Source organism: Paraburkholderia sp. D15, from assembly GCF_029910215.1.
Taxonomy (GTDB): Bacteria; Pseudomonadota; Gammaproteobacteria; order Burkholderiales; family Burkholderiaceae; genus Paraburkholderia.
Window position 1 is genome coordinate 1,965,350 of sequence record NZ_CP110395.1, and the last position, 18,446, is coordinate 1,983,795.

Here is an 18,446-nt window from a genome sequence, read left to right on the forward strand (position 1 = left end):
CCATTGAAAGGCAAAGGGAAGTCCGTATGAACGTAGCCGATAGAAGGCCTCTGCCGTGCCCGTCCGACTGGACCTTCGAGTTGATCGAAGAGTACGACTCGCATATTGCCCGTGTTGCAGAGCAATATGAACTCGACGTCTATCCGATCCAGCTCGAACTCATCAGCGCCGAACAGATGATGGATGCGTACGCGTCCGTCGGCATGCCGGTGAACTACCGTCACTGGTCGTTCGGCAAACACTTCCTCTCGACCGAGAAAAGCTATCGCCGCGGGCAGATGGGGCTCGCGTACGAGATCGTCATCAATTCGAATCCCTGCATCGCGTATCTGATGGAAGAGAACACGATGACGATGCAGGCGCTCGTCATCGCGCATGCGGCCTACGGGCACAACTCGTTCTTCAAGGGCAACTATCTGTTCCGCTTGTGGACGGATGCGCACGCGATCATCGACTACCTCGTCTATGCGAAGAATTACATCGCCGAGTGCGAGGAGCGCTTCGGGCTCGATCGCGTCGAGGAACTGCTCGACTCGTGCCATGCGCTGATGAATTACGGCGTGGACCGCTACAAGCGTCCGCAGAAGCTCTCGCTGGAGAAGGAGTTCGCCGCGCGGCGCGAACGCGAGGCGTATCTGCAATCGCAGGTCAATGAATTGTGGCGCACGCTGCCGACGCGGCATACGCCTTTGCCTGAGGAAATCGAGGAGCGCTATCCGCCCGAGCCGCAGGAAAACCTGCTGTATTTCGCGGAGAAGAATGCGCCGCTGCTGGAGCCGTGGGAGCGCGAGGTGATCCGCATCGTGCGCAAGGTCGGACAGTATTTTTATCCGCAGCGGCAGACTCAGGTCATGAACGAAGGCTGGGCGACCTTCTGGCACTACACGCTGCTCAACACGATGTACAACCAGGGCAAGCTGGAAGACGGCTTCATGATGGAGTTCCTCCATTCGCACAGCAATGTGGTCTACCAGCCGCCCGTCACGAAGCCGTATTACAGCGGCATCAACCCGTACGCGCTCGGGTTTTCGATGATGAGCGACATTCGCCGCATCTGCGAAGCGCCGACGGAAGAAGACCGCCGCTGGTTCCCGGAGCTCGCGGGCAGTCCGTGGCTGCCGGCCATGCACTACGCCATGCGTAACTTCAAGGACGAGAGCTTCGTCGCGCAGTATCTGTCGCCGCATCTGATTCGTGAAATGCGGCTGTTCTCGGTGCTCGACGACGACATGCGCGACGCGCTCGAAGTCTCGGCGATTCACGACGACAGCGGCTATCAGTACGTGCGCCAGGCGTTGTCGCGGCAGTACGACATGCATCATCGCGAGCCGAACATTCAGGTGTGGGCGGTGAATACGCGCGGCGACCGGAGTCTGACGCTGCGGCATTTCATGAGCGACAACCGGCATCTGTCGCCGGATAGCGATGAAGTGCTCAAGCACATGGCGCGTTTGTGGCAGTTCGACGTGTATCTGGAAAGCGTCGATGAAAACGGCACGGTGCGCAAACGCTACGAATGCCGGTACGTGCCGCCGATCGTGCGGGTTTGAGGCCGCCTGGGCGCTTGATCGAGTCCAAGGAAAAAACCAGCTCACGGGCTGGTTTTTTCTTGCCAGTCGCGCGGACGTGGCTCAAATCCGGCAAGTCGCTCACGCCACCGCCCCAGGCATCGAAAACGCGCCTGACAAAAACCCATCTTCTCCTTGCAATTCTGTAAAATTCGCCCACGCTTGCGCCGGGCCCCTCGGCGTGCGCGTGTGAAGGCGGCGCCACGACCGCTATTTCCGCTTACAGACAAGGAACGACAACAGCATGACCGACCTATCCAGCCAAAACGTGGCTTCGGCTCACGACACCCGGCGCCGCATTCTCGCAATCGTGGGCGCCTCGTCGGGCAATCTCGTCGAGTGGTTCGACTTTTACGTGTATTCGTTCTGCGCGCTGTATTTCGCGCCGGCGTTCTTCCCGAGCGGCAATACCACCACGCAGTTGCTCAATACCGCCGGCGTGTTCGCCGCCGGCTTCCTGATGCGGCCGATCGGCGGCTGGTTCTTCGGCCGTCTCGCCGACAAGCACGGCCGCCGCACCGCGATGATGGTCTCGGTCTTCATGATGTGCGGCGGTTCGCTCGTGATCGCCGTGCTGCCCACGTACGCGCAGATCGGTGCGCTCGCGCCGGCCTTGCTGCTGATCGCGCGCCTGTTTCAGGGGCTGTCGGTGGGCGGCGAGTACGGCACCAGCGCGACCTATATGAGTGAAGTGGCGCTGAAGGGCCGGCGCGGTTTCTTCGCGTCGTTCCAGTACGTGACCTTGATTGGCGGCCAGTTGTGCGCGCTGCTGGTGCTGGTGATCCTGCAACAGACCTTGTCCGCCGACGAACTGAAGGCGTGGGGCTGGCGCGTGCCGTTCGTGATCGGCGCGCTGGCCGCACTGGTCGCGCTGTATCTGCGTAAATCGCTCGACGAAACCACCACCGCCGAAACGCGTCAGCGCAAGGAGGCGGGCACGCTGCGCGGCTTGTGGCTGCACAAGGGCGCGTTCCTGACGGTGGTCGGCTTCACGGCCGGCGGCTCGCTGATCTTCTACACCTTCACCACCTACATGCAGAAGTACCTGGTCAACACGGCCGGCATGCACGCGAAAACCGCCAGCAACGTGATGACCGCCGCGCTGTTCGTCTACATGCTGATGCAGCCTGCGTTCGGCGCGCTGTCGGACCGCATCGGCCGCCGTCGTTCGATGCTGTTCTTCGGCCTGTTCGCGACCATCGGCACGGTGCCGCTGCTGCACGCGCTGAAGGACGTGGCGAGCCCGTACGCGGCGTTCGCGCTGGTCGTGGTGGCGTTGGCGATCGTCAGTTTCTACACGTCGATCAGCGGTCTGATCAAGGCCGAAATGTTCCCGCCGGAAGTGCGTGCGCTCGGCGTCGGGCTCTCGTATGCGGTGGCCAACGCGATCTTCGGTGGATCGGCGGAATACGTGGCGCTGTGGCTGAAGTCGATCGGCAGCGAGACGGCCTTCTTCTGGTACGTCACCGCGTTGTGCGCGATCTCGGGCCTCGTGTCGCTGCGCATGCGCGATCCGTCGAAGGAAGGGTATCTGCGGCACGAGCCTTGATCCACGCATCGCGAAAGTTTGAATGCGATGAGCCGGACGCTTGCCTGACCGCAACGCGACGCTGGCAATAAGAAGCGAACGGCGACCTTCGAGCAGAAGGTCGCCGTTTTTCATGGCTACGCCACCACGATCTCCGTGCCCAATGCATGCAACAGATCACGCAACGTTTCGGCCTGCGCCATCTTCGCGTCGCTACGCAGATGGATCTGCACCGCGCGTCCGGCGATGCCGTCGACGGGATGCGCGAGCCATAACTCGACCGCGAGTCCCAGTCCTTCCGGTTGATTGACGACCACCGGTTCGATCACACGCGGCTTGAAACAGGCACTCTCGGACATGGCGAATTCCCTCGGGCTGATGATGGCGCTTCGAATTCATCGTCGAGGTCATCGTAGCCAACGGCGCGCGCCGCACCAAGCAACAAATACGCGTTTGCTAATGACGCAAACGAAGACGCAAACGCGGACCCAGGCGAGAACGCAACCGGAACGGCCACGCGCAGCAAGCCCGCAAACTCACACCGGCTCCGAGCGTTCCGCGACCAGTTCGGAGACCAGTTCCTTCACGACGGCAGCCGGTTCCGCGGCGACGGCAGGCGCGGCCGCCACCGCCGCGACCGCTGCCGCGGCGACCGCTTGCGGACGAAAATGGAGCGCACCGCGCAGCAGCATCAGCAGGTGGTAGTAGAACCGCGTGCTCAATCCGTAGCGATACGCGAACAGATGCGCGGCCATGACCTTGAAGCCGGCACGCGCCTCGCGATTGCGCGCATGCACCGACACGACGATCGGCGCGAGCCGCCGCAACGCCAGCACACGCGACGCTTCCAGCGCTGCCGGCAGCGTCAGCGATTTCACATAGGCGTACGCGCTGACGGTCGCCGCGAGCGCGGTGCCGCGCGTGCTATGCGACACCGACGTGGCCGTCTTGCGATACACCGACACGTAATCGTGCAGATAGAACACCTCGCGCGCGGCAAGACACAGCTCGGCGCCGAACACGAAATCGCAGCACATGCCATGCTGATCCGGATAGCCGATGCGCTTCACGAGCCGCGCGTCGGCCATCCAGCCGTTGTTCGGAAACATCTGCACGAGACCGGTCCGGCCGGGCAGCGTCTGCAGACCTTCGGCTTCGCGGGTACGCCGGAACGCGGTATTCAAACGCCGGCTGCCCTCGAAATCGATCGCGCCGTCGTGATCGGCCTCGTACTGATCGCCGAATGCCGCATCCAGTTGCGGATGCTGCTGCCACAGCGACGCGAGTTTTTCGATGCCGTCCGTGGTGAGCAGATCGTCGTCGTGAATCAGCAGAATCCGGTCGCCGCTCGCGCGCTCGAACAGACTCGCGACGTTGCGCGCCTGGCCGAGCGGCGGCCGGTTCAGCGTGTAGCGGATGCGCGGCTCGTCGGCGTAACGCGTTGCGATGAGTTCCTGGGTGCGCGTGTCCCGCGAGTCGTCGCCGATCACGATTTCCAGGTTGCCGTAGCTTTGCGCGAGGCACGAATCGATGCATTGCACGATCAGTTCGGGGCGATGGCAGGTCGGCAGGCACACCGAGACTTTGGCGCGCGGAGAGTCGGACGAGATGGACATGATGGACGTCGCCTTTGTTGTTCGTTAAGGGCGGTACTGTCGGGCGGCCGCTGGGTCGCAGGGTGCGACCCGCACTGCAAGCAGCAAATTAGTCCATCGTGCCGAAAAAATAATCGGTAAAAATCAGGAAAAAATGTTTGGCTTATGAAAGCCCGTTGCCGAGGAATGAATCATGCGGCTTTGCCGCGAAAACGCCGCAAAGCCGCTCCAGCTCGTCGATCAGGACCGGACGCGAAATATTTCAACTGACCGACGGTTCGCCCTCGCCGGGTTTTTTTCCTGGACGGTCGGCGGGCGACTGATCGCGGCGCGCATCGTCGCGTTCGGGCAGCTTGCTCTTTTCGTTGTCGCTGTGCACGGCGGGTTGCGGATGTTCAAGGTCGGCCGGCTCGGCCTGGGTCTGCTTCTGGTTTTCGCTCATGATGCGCTCCTTCAGTGGAAGACCTCATGAGTGGAGCAAGCCGCAGACCCGGCGACGGCGTGAACCCCAACACCCTCGCACTCGTTCAGGCCACCGCTTCGGCGCTCTTCACGCCGCCCGTCAGCGACACGACGAATTCGTAGAACGCCCGCACCTTCGCCGGCGGATGATGCCGCGACGGATACAGCGCATACAGTGGATACACCTCGTCGCCCCAATCGGGAAACAGCTCGACAAGCTTGCCGCTCGTCAGCAGCGACTCCGCGCCGAGCGCGAGAATCTGCGCGACGCCCTGGCCTGCGACGCACGCGCTATGCAAGGTGCCCACATCGTTCACGGTCAACGGGCCTTGCGGTGTCAGCACGATCTTCTTGCGGCCACGATGAAACTCCCAGCTGAACGGATAGCCGGTGAGCGGATCGCGAAACTTGATGCAGACGTGACGCGACGTTTCGAGATCCGTCGGCGTGGCGGGATGTCCGTGCTTCTTCAGATACGAAGGCGCGGCGACTGTCAGGATGCGGGTGTCGAGCAGCTTGCGCGCGATCAGCGTCGACAGCGGCGGTTCGCCGAAGCGGATCGCGAGATCGAAGCCGTCCGCGACCATGTCGCCGAGTTGGTCGCGGGTGATCAGTTCGAGTTGCAGATCCGGATGTTTGTCGATGAATCCGCCGAGCCGCGGCCCGAGCACGAGGCGCGAAAAGAACGGGTCCATGTTCACGCGCAGGCGTCCGCGTACCGCGCTCGCGCCTTGGGTGGCCGAGGCCGCCGCTTCTTCCAGGCCGCCGAGCAGCGGCACGATCTGTTCGTAAAAGCGCCGGCCTTCGTCGGTCAGCGTGACCGAGCGGGTCGTGCGGTCGAACAGGCGGATACCGAGCCGCGCTTCGAGCCGCGCGACCGAGCGGCTTACCCCGGATTGCGACATGTCGAGTGCTTCGCCGGCTGCCGCAAAACTGCCGCAATCGACGATCGCCGTCAGAACGCCCATGCCGTTCAGCATGCGCTCGTCAAATGGCATCGCTTATCCCTTTGTTATGTATGCATTCATGCACGACATGCTAACGCGAAACCCCGTTGGATTTCACGCCCTGGCGGCGGGAAAGCCCGCCAGGTAAGGCGGATCGATGATGTCGTGTCATGACTGGAAGGACAGCGAAGCTACCGCGTCAACCGCGCGAGGGCTCGATAAAAGGCAGGCACGCGCGTGAAATACGAAGACATGCGACTCTCATCATGCTTAAGGCATATTCGAGATTCGCAGGAAGAGAAGACCGGGATAACGCAAATTTTTATCGTGAAATCGCGCTTTACCGTCCCGCGCTATGCGTCGGCTGCGCGCGCATGGCTGGCTTGAGCGGCGCTTCGTCGAGTTGCCGGAAGATCCACGCGGACACCAGCGTGATCACGCCGACGCAGGCGAAGCTCAGGCGGAAGCCGAGCGCGGCCGACCCCCACTGCGCGGAAAACAGATTGACGAGGCCGCCGCCGATCGACACGCCGAGGCCGATCGCGAGCATCTGCACCATCGAAAACAGGCTGTTGCCGCTGCCCGCGTCTTCGTGCGAGAGGTCCTTGAGCGTGACGCTGTTCATGGCGGCGAACTGCATGGAGTTGGCCGCGCCGAACACCGCGAGGATGGCGATTTCGACCACGAGCGGCGTGCCGCGCGAGATGAGTGCGAACGCAACGATCGACGAACCGACGATCAACGTATTGACGAGCAGGAAGGTGTCGTAACCGTAGCGGCGGATCAGCGGCGCGATCCAGCGCTTGGCGACGGTGCCGGCGAGCGCGGCGGGCAGCATCATCAGGCCGGAGTGCAGCGGCGAATAGCCGAGTTGCAGTTGCAGCAGCAGCGGCACGAGAAACGGCACGGCGCTGGAGCCGATCCGGCACACCAGGTTGCCGATCAGGCCGACGCTGAAATTCGGCTCGCCGAACAGCGCCAGCTTGAAAAGCGGATTGCTACGGCGCCGCGCATGCGGAATATAGGCGAGGGCGCTGGCTGCCGCGAGCACGAACAGCGCCGCGGCCCAGGCGGCCCGATGGCTCGCGAACGGCGCTTCGATCGCCAGCGAGAACGCGATCATGCACAGCGACAGCAGCCCGCAGCCGACGAAGTCGAACGGCGGCGCCTGGGTCTCGCCATGCGCGGGCAGATAACGCTGCACCGCGTACAGCCCGATCATGCCGATCGGCACGTTGATCAGGAAGATCCAGTGCCATGTCATGTCCTGCACGAACCAGCCGCCGAGCGTCGGTCCGGCGATCGGCCCGAGCTGCCCCGCGATCGAGATGAACGCGAGCGCCGACACGTACTGTTCGCTCGACACGCTGCGCAACACCGCGAGCCGGCCGATCGGCAGCAGCATCGAGCCGCCGATGCCCTGCAGCACCCGCGCGAGCACCAGTTCGCCGAGCGTATGCGCGCTCGCGCAGCATACCGAGCCGAGCACGAACACGAGGATCGCCGCGAAATACACGCGGCGCGTGCCGAAGCGGTCGGCGAGCCAGCCGGACGCGGGCGTCAGCATGGCCATGGTGAGCGTGTACGCGATGATGATCGGCTGCATCGCGAGCGGCGCGACGTGCAGGCTGGTCGCGATCGAAGGCAGCGCGGTGTTGACGATCGTCGTATCGAGCGACTGCATGAAGAAGCCGGCGGCGACGATCCACAGCAGGGCGGTCTGAGCGGAATCCTTGGTCATGGCGATGGGGCGGCAAGGCGGAGCGCGGGGCTGGGACGCGCGGCCTCGGGGCGATTCAGTGGGGGCGTAACGTCATGATATTGACATCCCCGTCAATCGGGAACCCCACTAGGAACTGTGACTGTTATCGACAATGCCGATAAGCAGCGCGACAATGCCCGCATGCTCAATCCCATCTGGCTCAAGACCTTCGCGACCGTCGCGGCTTGCCACAGCTTCACCGAGGCGGGGCGGCGGCTCGATCTGACGCAGTCGAGCGTCAGCGAACACATCCGGCGGCTCGAGGAGAACGTCGGCCGGCGCCTGTTCGTGCGCGACACCCATTCCCTCGCGATGACACCCGACGGCGAAGCGATGCTCGCGCACGCCACCGTGATCCTGCAGGCGCTTGCACGCGCCGAATCGCAGTTCCGCGCGCCGCGCCTGAAGGGACGCGTGCGGCTCGGATCGTCGGACGACGTCGCGCTCGGGCCGCTGCCCGCCGTGCTGGCGGCGTTCCGCGACGCGCATCCGGACGTCGAACTGGAAATCACCATCGGTATGACCGGCAAGCTGTACGAGTTGCTGGACGCGGGCGAGATCGACCTGCTGGTGGGCAAGCGCCGCATCGGCGACCGGCGTGGCGTGCCGCTGTTCACCGGGCGGCTGGAATGGCTGGCACGGCCGGGCACGCTGGTCGATTTGAGTCAGCCGTTGCCGCTGATCCTGGTCGCCGAGCCGAGCGTGACGCGCGCGGTCGTGCTCGATGCGCTCGCCGAGGCGGGCATCGGCTGGCAACTGGTGTGCACGAGCAGCAGCCATTCGGGTTGTATCGCGGCGGCGCGCGGCGGTCTGGGCATCACCGTGCGGCCGCAGTATCTGGCCGCGCGCGGGCTCGCGCCGCCGGTGAATGCGGCGGCGTTGCCCGCGTTGCCGTCGGTGGAATTCATCGCGCTCGCGGCGCGGCGCTTGAGCCGGCCGGCGGGCACGTTGATGCAGCTTCTCCACGACAGCGATCTGCGCGGGTCGTGGATCGGCGAGTGAGCTGAGCGACGGTGAGCGTCTTCGCGTCGCGGGTTAGCGCGACGCGAAGGCTTGACGGGCGGGCGTGACGGTCTGTGACGTCACGGGGCGACGTCACTCGCTTCGTCGTGACTCCGGCAATGCCGCCGCCAGCTGATCGAACTCCGTCGCCCATGTCTTGCGCCACGCGTCACGCGTCGTCTCGTCGACCCACGCACCGTCGATCCCGTTCAGCATGAACTGCCGCAACGCCGCGATGCCGAAGCCGAAGTGGCTGAACATCAGTTGCCATGCTTCGCTCGGATTCACCTTGTGCAGCGTCGGATCGTCGGTATTCGGATGGATCTTCAGGCCGAGCTCCGGCATGCGCCGCAACGGATGCCGTTCGGCCCACACGTCCGGCGCGAGCGTGCGCAGATAGTAGGAATTGGTCGGCACCACCGTGAACACGATGCCGCGCTCCGCGCATCGCGCGGCGAGCGCCGGGTTGTCGACGATCGTATAGCCGTGGTCGATGCGGTCGCAGTGCAGCAGATCGACGGCGGTCTCCACGTTGCGCCACGGCATGCCGAACTCGCCCGCGTGCGCGGTGGTCTTGAAGCCCGCGTTGCGCGCGTCACGATACGCTTTCCAGAACAGCTCCGGCGGCCGGTCGTTCTCGCGGTAGTCGATGCCCAGACCCGCCACTTCGTCGGCGCGATGCGCGCGCATCCACTCGACCAGCGCGACGGCTTCGTCCGGATCGGCTTCGCGGTCGATGCTCGGGATCAGCCGCGCGCTGATGCCGAAATCGCGCGCCGCGTCGCGAATCGCGGCGACGATCGCCGCCTGCGCGTCCGCATACGGGATCTTCGACACGCGCACCGTGCCGGTCGGGTTCCAGAAGAATTCGCTATGACGCACCTGATGCGCGGCGGCATCGGCGAGATATTCGTAGGCGATGCGATGCAGGTCGTCGGCCTGCGTCAGCAGATGTTCGTCCAGCGCGCGCAGCACACGCAGCACGCCGACCGGTTTTTCGCCACGCGTGTAGAACGAATCGATTTCCTCGCGGCTGATCGGCGCGCGGCTTTTTTCGGCGAGCGCGATGAACGTCTCGTGACGGACCGCGCCCAGCAGATGGCAATGCAACTCGACCTTCGGCAGCGCGGCGAAGAACGCGTGATGCGCGTCGGTCAACGTGATGCCGAGGCGCGATGCGGGCACGTTGCCCAGTGTCTCTTTCATGTCGGTATGGTTTCGGTAGTGCGCAAAACTGAGTGTAGTGCGAAGGCAAGGTCAACGACGTCCGGCGCGTGATCGTACGGAGCGCGCCGGTCATTCAGTGGTGTCGAGGTCGATGCTGCGCTCACGCGATCGACGCGGGATCGACGCAACATCGACGCAGCGTCAATGCGGTTTCACCACGGTGTAGAAGTAATAGCCGAGCGGTACGGCGAGCACATACAGGCCCCACGGCACGTCGCGGAAACGTCCCGCGAGCAGCTTCACCAGCACGTAGCACAGCAGGCCGCCGGCGATGCCGGTGCCGAAGCTGTTCGACATCAGCGTGAGCAGCACCATCGAGAGCACCGGCAGCGAGTCGGTGAAGTCGTCGAAATGCGCGTGACGGATCGTGCTGAACATCGACAGGCCGATCAGGATCAGCGCGGGCGCGGTCGCTTCTTTCGGAATCGCCAGCGCGAGCGGCACGAACAGCAGCATCAGTGCGAACATGGCCGCCGCCGCGAGCGACGAGAGACCGCTGCGGCCGCCGGCTTCGACGCCCGCCGCCGATTCGACCAGCGCGGTCAGCGCCGGAATGCCGAACACCGGCCCGAGCGTCGCCGCGATCGAGTCGACCAGGAACGGCCGGTTGATGTTGGGCAGGTTGCCGTGCTCGTCGAGCAGGTCGGCCTTCGCGCCGACCGCGAGCGTGGTGCCGAGCGTCGAGAAAAATTCCGCCGCGAAAAATACGAACAGATACGGAATCGATGCGACGCTCAGCGCGCTCGCGAGGTCGAGCTTGAATGCGATCGGCGCGATGCTGTGCGGCCACGACAGTAACGAAGCGGGCAGATGCGTGACGCCGAGCGGCACGCCGGCGCCCGCCGCGATCAGGATCGCCCACAGGATCGCGCCGGGCACGCGGCGGCCTTGCAGCAACACCGCCGCGCCGAGCCCGATCAGCGCGACCAGCGTGCCGGGACGCGAGAAATCGCCGAGCGCGAGCGCGTTGGTCTTCGCATTCGCGACCACCATGCCCGCATTGCGCAGCCCGAGCACCGCGATGAACAGACCGATCGACGCGCCGAGGCCGAGCTTGATCTGCGCCGGAATCAACCGCATCACCAGACTGCGCGCGCCGATCAGGGTCAGGATCAGGAACAGCACGCCGGACACGGTGGCGATACCGAGCCCGGTCTGCCAGCCGACATGCTCGCTCGCGAGCGTGATGCCGACGATCACCGACCCGCCGATGCCAGGGCCGACGAGGAACGGCAGATTCGCGTAGAACGCCATCAACAGCGTGCTCAGCACGAACACCAGAATCGTCGCGGTGGTGGCCGCGCCGCGGTCCATGCCGCCGGCCGCGAGCAGCGACGGGATCACCACCAGCAGATAAGCCGCCGCCAGAAACGACGTGATGCCGGCGATGGTTTCGATCCGCACGCTGGACTTGCGCTCGGCGAGCGCGAAGCGCCGTTCGAGCCAGCCGCGCGGCGCGGGTGCCGCGAGCGGAGGCGTCGCGGGCTTTGAGGTGGGGTTGTCGATCACTTGATTCATCCTGTTACCTGCCATTTATACTGCTGCGCATTGCGTCGACGCATTGCTTCCGCCTTGCTTCTCATGACTGACCGTTCGTCCCTGCTGCCCGCGCTCACGTTGCGGCAAATCCAGTACTTCGTCACGCTCGCGCACGCGCGCAGCTTCACGCAGGCCGCGCAGTCGCTCGCGCTGACGCAGCCCGCGCTGACCGCGGCGATCCGGCAGATCGAATTCCTGCTCGGCGGCCCGCTGTTCGCGCGTTCCGCGCACCGCCTGACGCTCACGCATGCGGGCGCCAGCGTGCTGCCGCTCGCCGAACGCCTGCTCAACCAGGCGCGCGGCACCTTCGACGACATGGCCAGCACCTTCGCCGAACGCGTGCAGACGGTGCGCATTGGCCTGATTCCGTCGGCGGCGGCGCGGCTGTTGCCCGCGCTCGCTTCGTTGCGCGTGCAACAGCCGTCGTTGCGCTTCACGCTGAACGACATGCCGAACACCGCGTTGCTCGCCGCCGTGCGCGAGGGCGCGGTCGACTTCGGCATCGGCGTGCACGAACCGGATGCGCCCGCCACCGAGCGCGACGGCGACGCCGCGTTGCGCTACCAGGATCTGTTCGAGGATCAGATCGTCGTGGTGGTGCGGCGCGACGATCCGCTCGCTCAGAAAAAGAGCCTCGCGTGGGCGAAACTGGTGGGGCGCGATCTCGCCGCGTTCGTGCGCGGCAGCGTCAGCGAGGCGCTGCAACGCACGGGCGGCGCCGAGGGCCTGCAACTGAACGTCGCGTATCGCGTCGAGTACACCGAACCGCTGTACGAACTGGTGCGCAACCGTCTCGCGATCGCCGTGCTGCCGAGCCTCTACACCATGCATCTGCACGACGCCGAACTGATCGCGCTGCGCCTCGACAAACCGCGCGTGGCCCGCTCGATCGCCCTGGTCTCGCTCGACGGCGAAGATCGCGGTCCGCATGTGCGGGCGTGCCGCGAGTGGCTCGTCGCGCGGATCTGAGCGGGAGCGCGCGATGACGCGGCGCCTGACTGTAATCGCGAGGGCGTGGGCGCGTTGCATGCGGGCGAGCGCGGGTGTAGCTGCGCGTCTCACTCAGGGCAGCGTCGCGACGCGCGCCTGCAACGCGGCGTAGAAGCCGTCCGCGTCGACCTCGGTGATCCACGTCGCGTTCGGCTTGCGGCCGCTGTGCCCGCTCCAGTCCACCACCGTTTCGCCGAGCGTCCATTCGCCGGTCGTTTCGATCACCACGTTCACCTCGCGTCCCTTGAACAGCGAGGGCGCGATCAGGTAGCCGGTCGCGCAGGGGTCGTACATCGGCGCGGCTTCGATGCCGCGGCGTCCCTTCTGGTACGCGACCTCGGCGGCCATGATGTCGGCGACCATCGTGCTGCAACGCTTGCCCGGCACGCGGAACGGCGCGATGCGGGCGGGCGTGATCGGCGCCTTCACGGCGACGTCGCGCGGCAGCACGACGATCGGCACGCCGCTCTCGAACACCACCTGCGCGGCCTGCGGATCGACATAGATGTTGAACTCGGCGGCCGGCGTGATGTTGCCGCGTTCGAAGAACGCGCCGCCCATCAGCACGATGTCGCGGATGCCGTTGCGGATCTCCGGCGCTTCGATCAGCGCGCTGGCCAGATTGGTCAGCGGCCCGAGCGCGCACAGCGTCACGCTGTGCGGCGGCGCGGCGCGCAGGGTATCGATCAGGAACGCCACCGCGTGCTGCGGCGCGAGCGGCGCCAGCGGCTCATGCAGCGGCACGCCTTCGAGACCGGTCTTGCCGTGCACGTTGGCGGCGGTGATCAGCTCGCGCGTGAGCGGACGCGGACAGCCGGCATAGACCGGCAGCGAGTGCGTGCGTCCGGCCCAGTCGCGCACGATGCGCGCGTTGCGCTCCGTCAGGTCGAGCGGCACGTTGCCGGCCACCGTGGTGATCGCGCGCACGTCGAGGCGGTCGGCGGCGCCGAGCGCGAACAGGATCGCGATCGCGTCGTCCTGGCCCGGATCGCAATCGATGATCACGGTGCGGCGAGTGGTGTCGGCCGTGGCGGTCGTCGAGCTGGAGGCTTCGGCTGGGTTCTGGGGCGTGGCGGCGCTCGTGACGACCGCAGGCGATGCGGAGGTCGCCGCGTTAGACAGCATCGGCCACGCCGATGCGCCCGCGGCCAACCCGACTGCCGTGCGCAGGAACGCGCGGCGTTCGCTTCGCGGCCGGCGGTGTCGTGTCGCCGTTCCGGCGGCCGTGGCGGCCGTGGCTTCGTAATTGACTGCTGCGGCTGCGGCTGCTGCGGCTGCGGCTGCTGCTGCTGCTGCGGTCGCTGCGGCTCCATCTTCGGCTTCCGCGCATCGAGCGGTCGTCGTGCTCATCGTCATGGTCAACCCTGTAGTGGTCGTCAGAACACGTGACGCATGCCGACCGTCGCGATCATCTGCCGGATGCCGGTGGACTGCGCATACGCGAAGATCTGCGCGTGCTGCGCGTCGCCGGCGGCCTGCTGCGCGATCACCGTCAGCGCGATATCGGTGCGCTTCGACAGGAAGTAGTCGGCCTGCAGATTAACCTGATGCCATTTCGGGCTCGTGTTGATCACGTCGTATTTGCCGTCGGTGAACGCGTAGGCGGCGCCGAGAATGAACGCGGGCGTCACGTGGTAGTTCACGTTCAGGTTGTAGTTCTGCAAGCGCAGATGCGAACCGTCGAGATAATCGTAGCGGACATCGGTGAAGAGCGCGGCGAATTGCGCGGCGCCCACCGTGTAGAAACCGCCCGTGCCGAAGATGCGCTGCCTGCTCGCGTATGCGGCCGGATGCAGCGCGCTCTTCGCGAAGATCAGCAGCGACGACGCGTAGTCGTTCGAGATCGCGCCGTCCTGGTTGGTCGCGCTGTACGGGTTGTTGTACTGCGCGTACACCACGCTCCATTTCAGCGGACCGTTCTCATAGCCGGCGCCGAAGCTGTACGCGTTGTTGTTGGCGAAACCGGTGGCGTTGCTGAAGCCGTATTCGGCGGTGGCATGCAGGCCGCGATAGTCCGGGCTCACGTATTTCACCGCGTTCTGCACGCGAATGTCGTTATAGCCGTTGTCGTTGTCGCCGATATTCACGCCGTTGCTCGCGATGATCACCGGGCCCACGTAGTCGTGCACCGTGTCGTACTGGCGGCCGAAGGTCAGCGTGCCGTAGCGTTTGTTCGCGAGCCCGACGAAAGCCTGGCGGCCGAATTCGCGGCCGTTCTGCGCGGCGTTGCCGGTCATCACGTTGAAGCCGTTTTCCAGCTGGAAGATCGCGGTGGTGCCGCCGCCCAGATCCTCGATGCCCTTCAATCCCCAACGCGGATTCTGGTCGGTGCCCGACAGCGCCTGCCACGCATTCTTGCCGCCCTGATTGGTCGCGTAGCCGACGCCCGCCGAAATCAGGCCGTACAGCGTGACGCTGCTTTGCGCGTGCGCGGCGCTGGAAAGCGCGCCGGCGATCGCGAGAGGGGCGAACTTGAGTAGTTTCATCGTGGTCCAGTAGCGGGAAGTGAAGGCGCCGGACGCGGCGCGGATTCGAACTGGGCTCGACTATACGAAGCTCGCTGCTATAAAAATAATGTTGTTTTCTTATGGTTCCATCAATTTAATTTATTTTAAAACCGGCCGGCCGACGCCTCCCGGTGCCGGAAACTCCGCATTCGACGCGGCGAAACGCGTCGAGTGCGCGTCCAGAACGGCCGGCGCACGGCCACACCGTCAGGTTCGTGACACGTTCTGCAGCTTATCCGCGATCTTCTGTCCGAACAGCGGAAACCGCTGGAGCAGACCCGGCCCGTTTCCACCGAGCAGGCCACAGACGATATTCAGGCCGGCACGCAACGAAGGCGACATGTTGCTTTTAGGGCCGAACAGATTCGCCAGCACGCCACCGAACGGGATCGGAGAAAGCAGCACCCGGCCAAGCGCTTCCTCGAGTTCCTGCTGCCATTCGGGTTTAGGCGGCATGACCGAGGCGATGTAGGCCTGTTTGATGGGACCGCGTTCGATGGCGGCGTGATAGAGCGTGTGCGCGTTTTTCACGTCTGCGCAACGGGCCCGGTATCGATCGAGCAGGGTCTCGCCGTAGTGGGCTGCCGGCAGCGTGTTTTCATCGACGCCGAGGTAGCCGGCCGGTACGTCGGGGACGGGAAACGAGCGCCGGAAAGGATCGCTGGCAATACTGCCCTGCGCCCATTTCGTTTTGTCCTGCACGTCCGCTTCCCATTGCTTCAGTACCGCGAATTTTTCCGGGTCCTGTTGCTGCATGGCCTTGAATGCCTGGGCGGTCTCGGGCGACGCGAAGGCCCGCTGCGCGAAAAACTCCAGCCGTGTGAAAGCGATTTCCCGATCGTACGGGTCGCCGGATTCGATGGTCTTCGCCGCGTTGAAAGCGGCATCGACGGCTGCGCGCGCTTCGTCCTCGCTGCGCTGGACATCGTCGAGTTTCTGGCGCGCGCGCTGGCCGATTTCCGTTTCCATTTCCTGCCTGACGTGCGCCGCCGCCCTGAGTTCAGCCGCGCGCACGTGGGGATTGGCCGTGTGATTGAACTTCGCGCGATAGCGTTCGAGCCGCGCGCCGAGGCGCTTGCCTTCGTCGCCTAGACACTGTGCGCCATAGGGCAGATTGAAGCGGCTCTGGGTCCGCCTGGCGGGGTCGTGTTGTTCCGCCCGGCAGGCGGCGTCGAGGGTCTTCGCGAAGGCGCGATAGACGTGCTCGACGTCGTCGCGTTCCGCGGTGGTGGTCGCGCATTCGTATTTCGCGATCAGCGCCGCCTGCGCGCCGTGGTAGTAGTCCTGCTCTTTGGCGGACAGCGTGGCGATCTTCGCCCCGGCGTCCTGCTGCTGCGCCTCGAAATCGGCGGCGCCCGGCGGCGCACCGCGCATCGATTCCTTCGCCAACGCACGCAGCAGGCGCAGGTTGCCGGTCGAACCGGATGTATCTCGCGACGTGGCGACGGTGCCGTAACGATGGCCGGATGCCTGAACTGACATGTTGAAACCTCTCGGATGGTTGTCGGGACGTGGCGGTGCACATCGATAGGAACCGGTGCCTCGCGGATCAGTTCGAGCCCGCTTTGAAAAGCAGACATTTCCCGGTCGTCGTTGCGCCCGAGCTGCACGCTGCGCTTCAAAAGTTTTTTTTGCTGCCGTTATCCCTCGTTATACTTTCCATATACGGTTGTTAAGTCCATAGGTGAAACAAAATGGGCGAACACGACCGTATCGACAAGACCAAAACGGGCGAACGACCGGCGAGACCATGACCAGAAACCTGACCATCAATCTGCGTATCGCGATCACCATCGCGTTTCTCGGTGTCCTGCTGATCGCGACCGGCGCGCTCGGCATGCTCGGCATGGACGAAAGCAACGCCGCGCAGCGCGACGCGTACACGGTGCATTTCGCGTCGGTGGTGGCGCTCGGCAAGTCGGGCACGGCGATGTCGCGGGCGCGATTCGGGCTCGACTGGGCGATGAGCAATCCGCACTCGCCGCAGTTGAACGCGCAACTCGAACGTGCGCGTCTGCTGCTGTCCGACTCGGACAAGTGGTGGAACGCGTTCCGCGATCTGCCCAAAACGCCCGACCTGCAACGCCTGACCGACGACCTCGACGCGCGCCGCACCGCCGTGCGGCGCGACGGCATCGACCAGTTGATTGCCGCGATTCGCAGCGGCGACGCGAGCTGGATGGACGAGCGCCGTGCCGCCCATCTGATCGGTCTATACACCGCGATGAACACGAGCCAGGGCGCGCTGGAAGACTATCTGAACCGCCAGGCGAGCGACGCGAGCGAGCGCTCGGCGGCGCTGTTTCACACGCTGCTGTACGCGTGCATCGGCAGCGTGGCGGTGGGGCTGACGGTCGCATTCTTCAGCTGGCGCACGTTGCGCCGCGCGATCATGGCGCCGCTGCGCGATGCGCTGCATCAGTTCGACGCCATCGCCGCCGGCGAGTTGACCACGCGCGTGACGATCCGCTCGAACGACGAAATGGCGACGCTGCTGCGCGGCATCGCCGCGATGCAGGACAGGCTCGGCGCGACCGTCACCACGGTGCGGGCCGGTTCGCATTCGATCGCCTCGTCGACCCAGCAGATCGCCGCGGGCAATCTCGATCTGTCGCAACGCACCGAGGAACAGGCGGCGTCGCTCGAACAGACCGCGGCGGCGATGGAGCAGCTCACGTCAACGGTGCAGCTCAATGCGCAGAATGCGCGACACGCGAGCGATCTCGCGCGCCGGGCGTTCGAGATGACCGCGCGCGGCCGTGCGTCGGTGGGCAGCATGGTCGAGACGATGCGGGTGATTCACGCGGGGTCGTCGAAGATGACCGGCATCATCACCGCGATCGAGGGGATCGCGTTCCAGACCAATATCCTCGCGCTGAACGCGGCGGTCGAAGCGGCGCGCGCGGGCGAGGAAGGGCGCGGCTTCGCGGTGGTAGCCGGCGAAGTGCGCAGTCTCGCGCAACGTTCGGCGGCCGCCGCGAAGGAGATCGGCGCGTTGATCGCGGAATCGACCTCGCGGGTCGAGAGCGGCGCGGGACTGGTCGGCGAGGCGGGCTCGACGATGCAGGAGATCGAGGCGGCGATCGGCCGCGTCGAGAAGATCGTCGGCGAGATCGCGGCGGCATCGCAGGAACAGAGCGACGGCATCCAGCAGGTGAGCCTCGCCGTCACGCAGATGGACGAGGTGACCCAGCACAACGCCGCGCTCGTCGAGGAAAGCGCGGCCACCGCGAATTCGCTCGCGGATCAGGCGCGGCAGCTCAGCGAGTTGACCGCCGCGTTCAAGGTGGCGGGCGACCGGACGCTCAGTAGGGCGTAG

At 65.2% G+C, this 18,446-nt stretch carries 15 protein-coding genes; 5 read left to right on the top strand and 10 right to left on the bottom strand.

Features of this window, described 5'->3' with window-relative positions; genetic code table 11:
- Positions 1–26 precede the first annotated feature (26 nt).
- Entirely contained in the window at positions 27–1,550 is a 1,524-nt protein-coding gene (locus tag LFL96_RS08460) for a SpoVR family protein (RefSeq protein WP_281000102.1), read from the top strand.
- A gap of 262 nt (positions 1,551–1,812) precedes the next feature.
- A complete protein-coding gene (locus LFL96_RS08465; RefSeq protein WP_281000104.1) occupies positions 1,813–3,117 on the top strand; it encodes an MFS family transporter in 1,305 nt (434 codons plus the stop codon).
- A 116-nt stretch (positions 3,118–3,233) separates the two neighbouring features.
- Here LFL96_RS08465 and LFL96_RS08470 read toward each other — a convergent pair whose 3' ends face one another.
- The 5 genes from LFL96_RS08470 to LFL96_RS08490 form a co-directional block, all read right to left on the bottom strand.
- The gene (locus LFL96_RS08470) at positions 3,234–3,455 is read right to left on the bottom strand and encodes a hypothetical protein (RefSeq protein WP_281000106.1); all 222 of its coding nucleotides are present in this window, start codon (positions 3,453–3,455) and stop codon (positions 3,234–3,236) included.
- 177 nt (positions 3,456–3,632) lie between these two features.
- Positions 3,633–4,712: a glycosyltransferase family 2 protein gene (locus LFL96_RS08475; RefSeq protein WP_281000108.1), complete on the bottom strand. Its 1,080-nt coding sequence runs from the start codon at positions 4,710–4,712 to the stop codon at positions 3,633–3,635.
- A 241-nt stretch (positions 4,713–4,953) separates the two neighbouring features.
- Positions 4,954–5,133 (bottom strand): hypothetical protein, encoded by a 180-nt coding sequence (locus LFL96_RS08480; protein WP_281000110.1) that lies wholly within the window; start codon positions 5,131–5,133, stop codon positions 4,954–4,956.
- An 85-nt stretch (positions 5,134–5,218) separates the two neighbouring features.
- On the bottom strand, positions 5,219–6,151 hold the full coding sequence (locus tag LFL96_RS08485) for a LysR family transcriptional regulator (protein WP_281000111.1): 933 nt from the start codon (positions 6,149–6,151) through the stop codon (positions 5,219–5,221).
- Between the two features lie 289 nt (positions 6,152–6,440).
- A complete protein-coding gene (locus LFL96_RS08490; protein WP_281000113.1) occupies positions 6,441–7,841 on the bottom strand; it encodes a DHA2 family efflux MFS transporter permease subunit in 1,401 nt (466 codons plus the stop codon).
- A 162-nt stretch (positions 7,842–8,003) separates the two neighbouring features.
- On the opposite strand from LFL96_RS08490, the gene LFL96_RS08495 reads away from it, so the two are divergent.
- On the top strand, positions 8,004–8,864 hold the full coding sequence (locus tag LFL96_RS08495) for a LysR substrate-binding domain-containing protein (protein WP_281000115.1): 861 nt from the start codon (positions 8,004–8,006) through the stop codon (positions 8,862–8,864).
- 93 nt (positions 8,865–8,957) lie between these two features.
- Here the strand turns inward: LFL96_RS08495 and add are convergent, their stop codons facing one another.
- Positions 8,958–10,070, bottom strand: a complete 1,113-nt coding sequence (gene add, locus LFL96_RS08500) for an adenosine deaminase (protein ID WP_281000117.1) — start codon at positions 10,068–10,070, stop codon at positions 8,958–8,960.
- 162 nt (positions 10,071–10,232) lie between these two features.
- Positions 10,233–11,609 (bottom strand): NCS2 family permease, encoded by a 1,377-nt coding sequence (locus LFL96_RS08505; RefSeq protein ID WP_281000119.1) that lies wholly within the window; start codon positions 11,607–11,609, stop codon positions 10,233–10,235.
- 63 nt (positions 11,610–11,672) lie between these two features.
- On the opposite strand from LFL96_RS08505, the gene LFL96_RS08510 reads away from it, so the two are divergent.
- Positions 11,673–12,599 (top strand): LysR family transcriptional regulator, encoded by a 927-nt coding sequence (locus LFL96_RS08510; protein ID WP_281000121.1) that lies wholly within the window; start codon positions 11,673–11,675, stop codon positions 12,597–12,599.
- Between the two features lie 93 nt (positions 12,600–12,692).
- Here LFL96_RS08510 and LFL96_RS08515 read toward each other — a convergent pair whose 3' ends face one another.
- The 3 genes from LFL96_RS08515 to LFL96_RS08525 all read right to left on the bottom strand — a co-directional run bounded on the left by LFL96_RS08515 (position 12,693) and on the right by LFL96_RS08525 (position 16,609).
- Entirely contained in the window at positions 12,693–13,745 is a 1,053-nt protein-coding gene (locus LFL96_RS08515; RefSeq protein WP_281000122.1) for a nucleoside hydrolase, read from the bottom strand.
- Positions 13,746–13,996: 251 nt separating this feature from the next.
- Complete coding sequence (locus LFL96_RS08520) at positions 13,997–15,106, bottom strand: porin (protein ID WP_281000124.1); 1,110 nt, start codon at positions 15,104–15,106, stop codon at positions 13,997–13,999.
- Between the two features lie 228 nt (positions 15,107–15,334).
- Positions 15,335–16,609, bottom strand: a complete 1,275-nt coding sequence (locus LFL96_RS08525; protein WP_281000126.1) for a hypothetical protein — start codon at positions 16,607–16,609, stop codon at positions 15,335–15,337.
- 268 nt (positions 16,610–16,877) lie between these two features.
- Here LFL96_RS08525 and LFL96_RS08530 point away from each other — a divergent pair, with 268 nt between their 5' ends.
- A complete protein-coding gene (locus tag LFL96_RS08530) occupies positions 16,878–18,446 on the top strand; it encodes a methyl-accepting chemotaxis protein (RefSeq protein ID WP_281000128.1) in 1,569 nt (522 codons plus the stop codon).

Excerpts from the sequence above, each read along its gene's own strand:
- LFL96_RS08485 (WP_281000111.1), bottom strand. The coding sequence starts at position 6,151 with ATGCCATTTGACGAGCGCATGCTGAACGGCATGGGCGTTCTGACGGCG.
- LFL96_RS08505 (WP_281000119.1), bottom strand. The coding sequence starts at position 11,609 with ATGAATCAAGTGATCGACAACCCCACCTCAAAGCCCGCGACGCCTCCG.
- LFL96_RS08520 (WP_281000124.1), bottom strand. The coding sequence starts at position 15,106 with ATGAAACTACTCAAGTTCGCCCCTCTCGCGATCGCCGGCGCGCTTTCC.
- LFL96_RS08490 (WP_281000113.1), bottom strand. The coding sequence starts at position 7,841 with ATGACCAAGGATTCCGCTCAGACCGCCCTGCTGTGGATCGTCGCCGCC.
- LFL96_RS08495 (WP_281000115.1), top strand. The coding sequence starts at position 8,004 with ATGCTCAATCCCATCTGGCTCAAGACCTTCGCGACCGTCGCGGCTTGC.
- LFL96_RS08530 (WP_281000128.1), top strand. The coding sequence starts at position 16,878 with ATGACCAGAAACCTGACCATCAATCTGCGTATCGCGATCACCATCGCG.
- LFL96_RS08475 (WP_281000108.1), bottom strand. The coding sequence starts at position 4,712 with ATGTCCATCTCGTCCGACTCTCCGCGCGCCAAAGTCTCGGTGTGCCTG.
- add (WP_281000117.1), bottom strand. The coding sequence starts at position 10,070 with ATGAAAGAGACACTGGGCAACGTGCCCGCATCGCGCCTCGGCATCACG.
- LFL96_RS08470 (WP_281000106.1), bottom strand. The coding sequence starts at position 3,455 with ATGTCCGAGAGTGCCTGTTTCAAGCCGCGTGTGATCGAACCGGTGGTC.
- LFL96_RS08480 (WP_281000110.1), bottom strand. The coding sequence starts at position 5,133 with ATGAGCGAAAACCAGAAGCAGACCCAGGCCGAGCCGGCCGACCTTGAA.
- LFL96_RS08515 (WP_281000122.1), bottom strand. The coding sequence starts at position 13,745 with ATGCTGTCTAACGCGGCGACCTCCGCATCGCCTGCGGTCGTCACGAGC.
- LFL96_RS08510 (WP_281000121.1), top strand. The coding sequence starts at position 11,673 with ATGACTGACCGTTCGTCCCTGCTGCCCGCGCTCACGTTGCGGCAAATC.
- LFL96_RS08465 (WP_281000104.1), top strand. The coding sequence starts at position 1,813 with ATGACCGACCTATCCAGCCAAAACGTGGCTTCGGCTCACGACACCCGG.
- LFL96_RS08525 (WP_281000126.1), bottom strand. The coding sequence starts at position 16,609 with ATGTCAGTTCAGGCATCCGGCCATCGTTACGGCACCGTCGCCACGTCG.
- LFL96_RS08460 (WP_281000102.1), top strand. The coding sequence starts at position 27 with ATGAACGTAGCCGATAGAAGGCCTCTGCCGTGCCCGTCCGACTGGACC.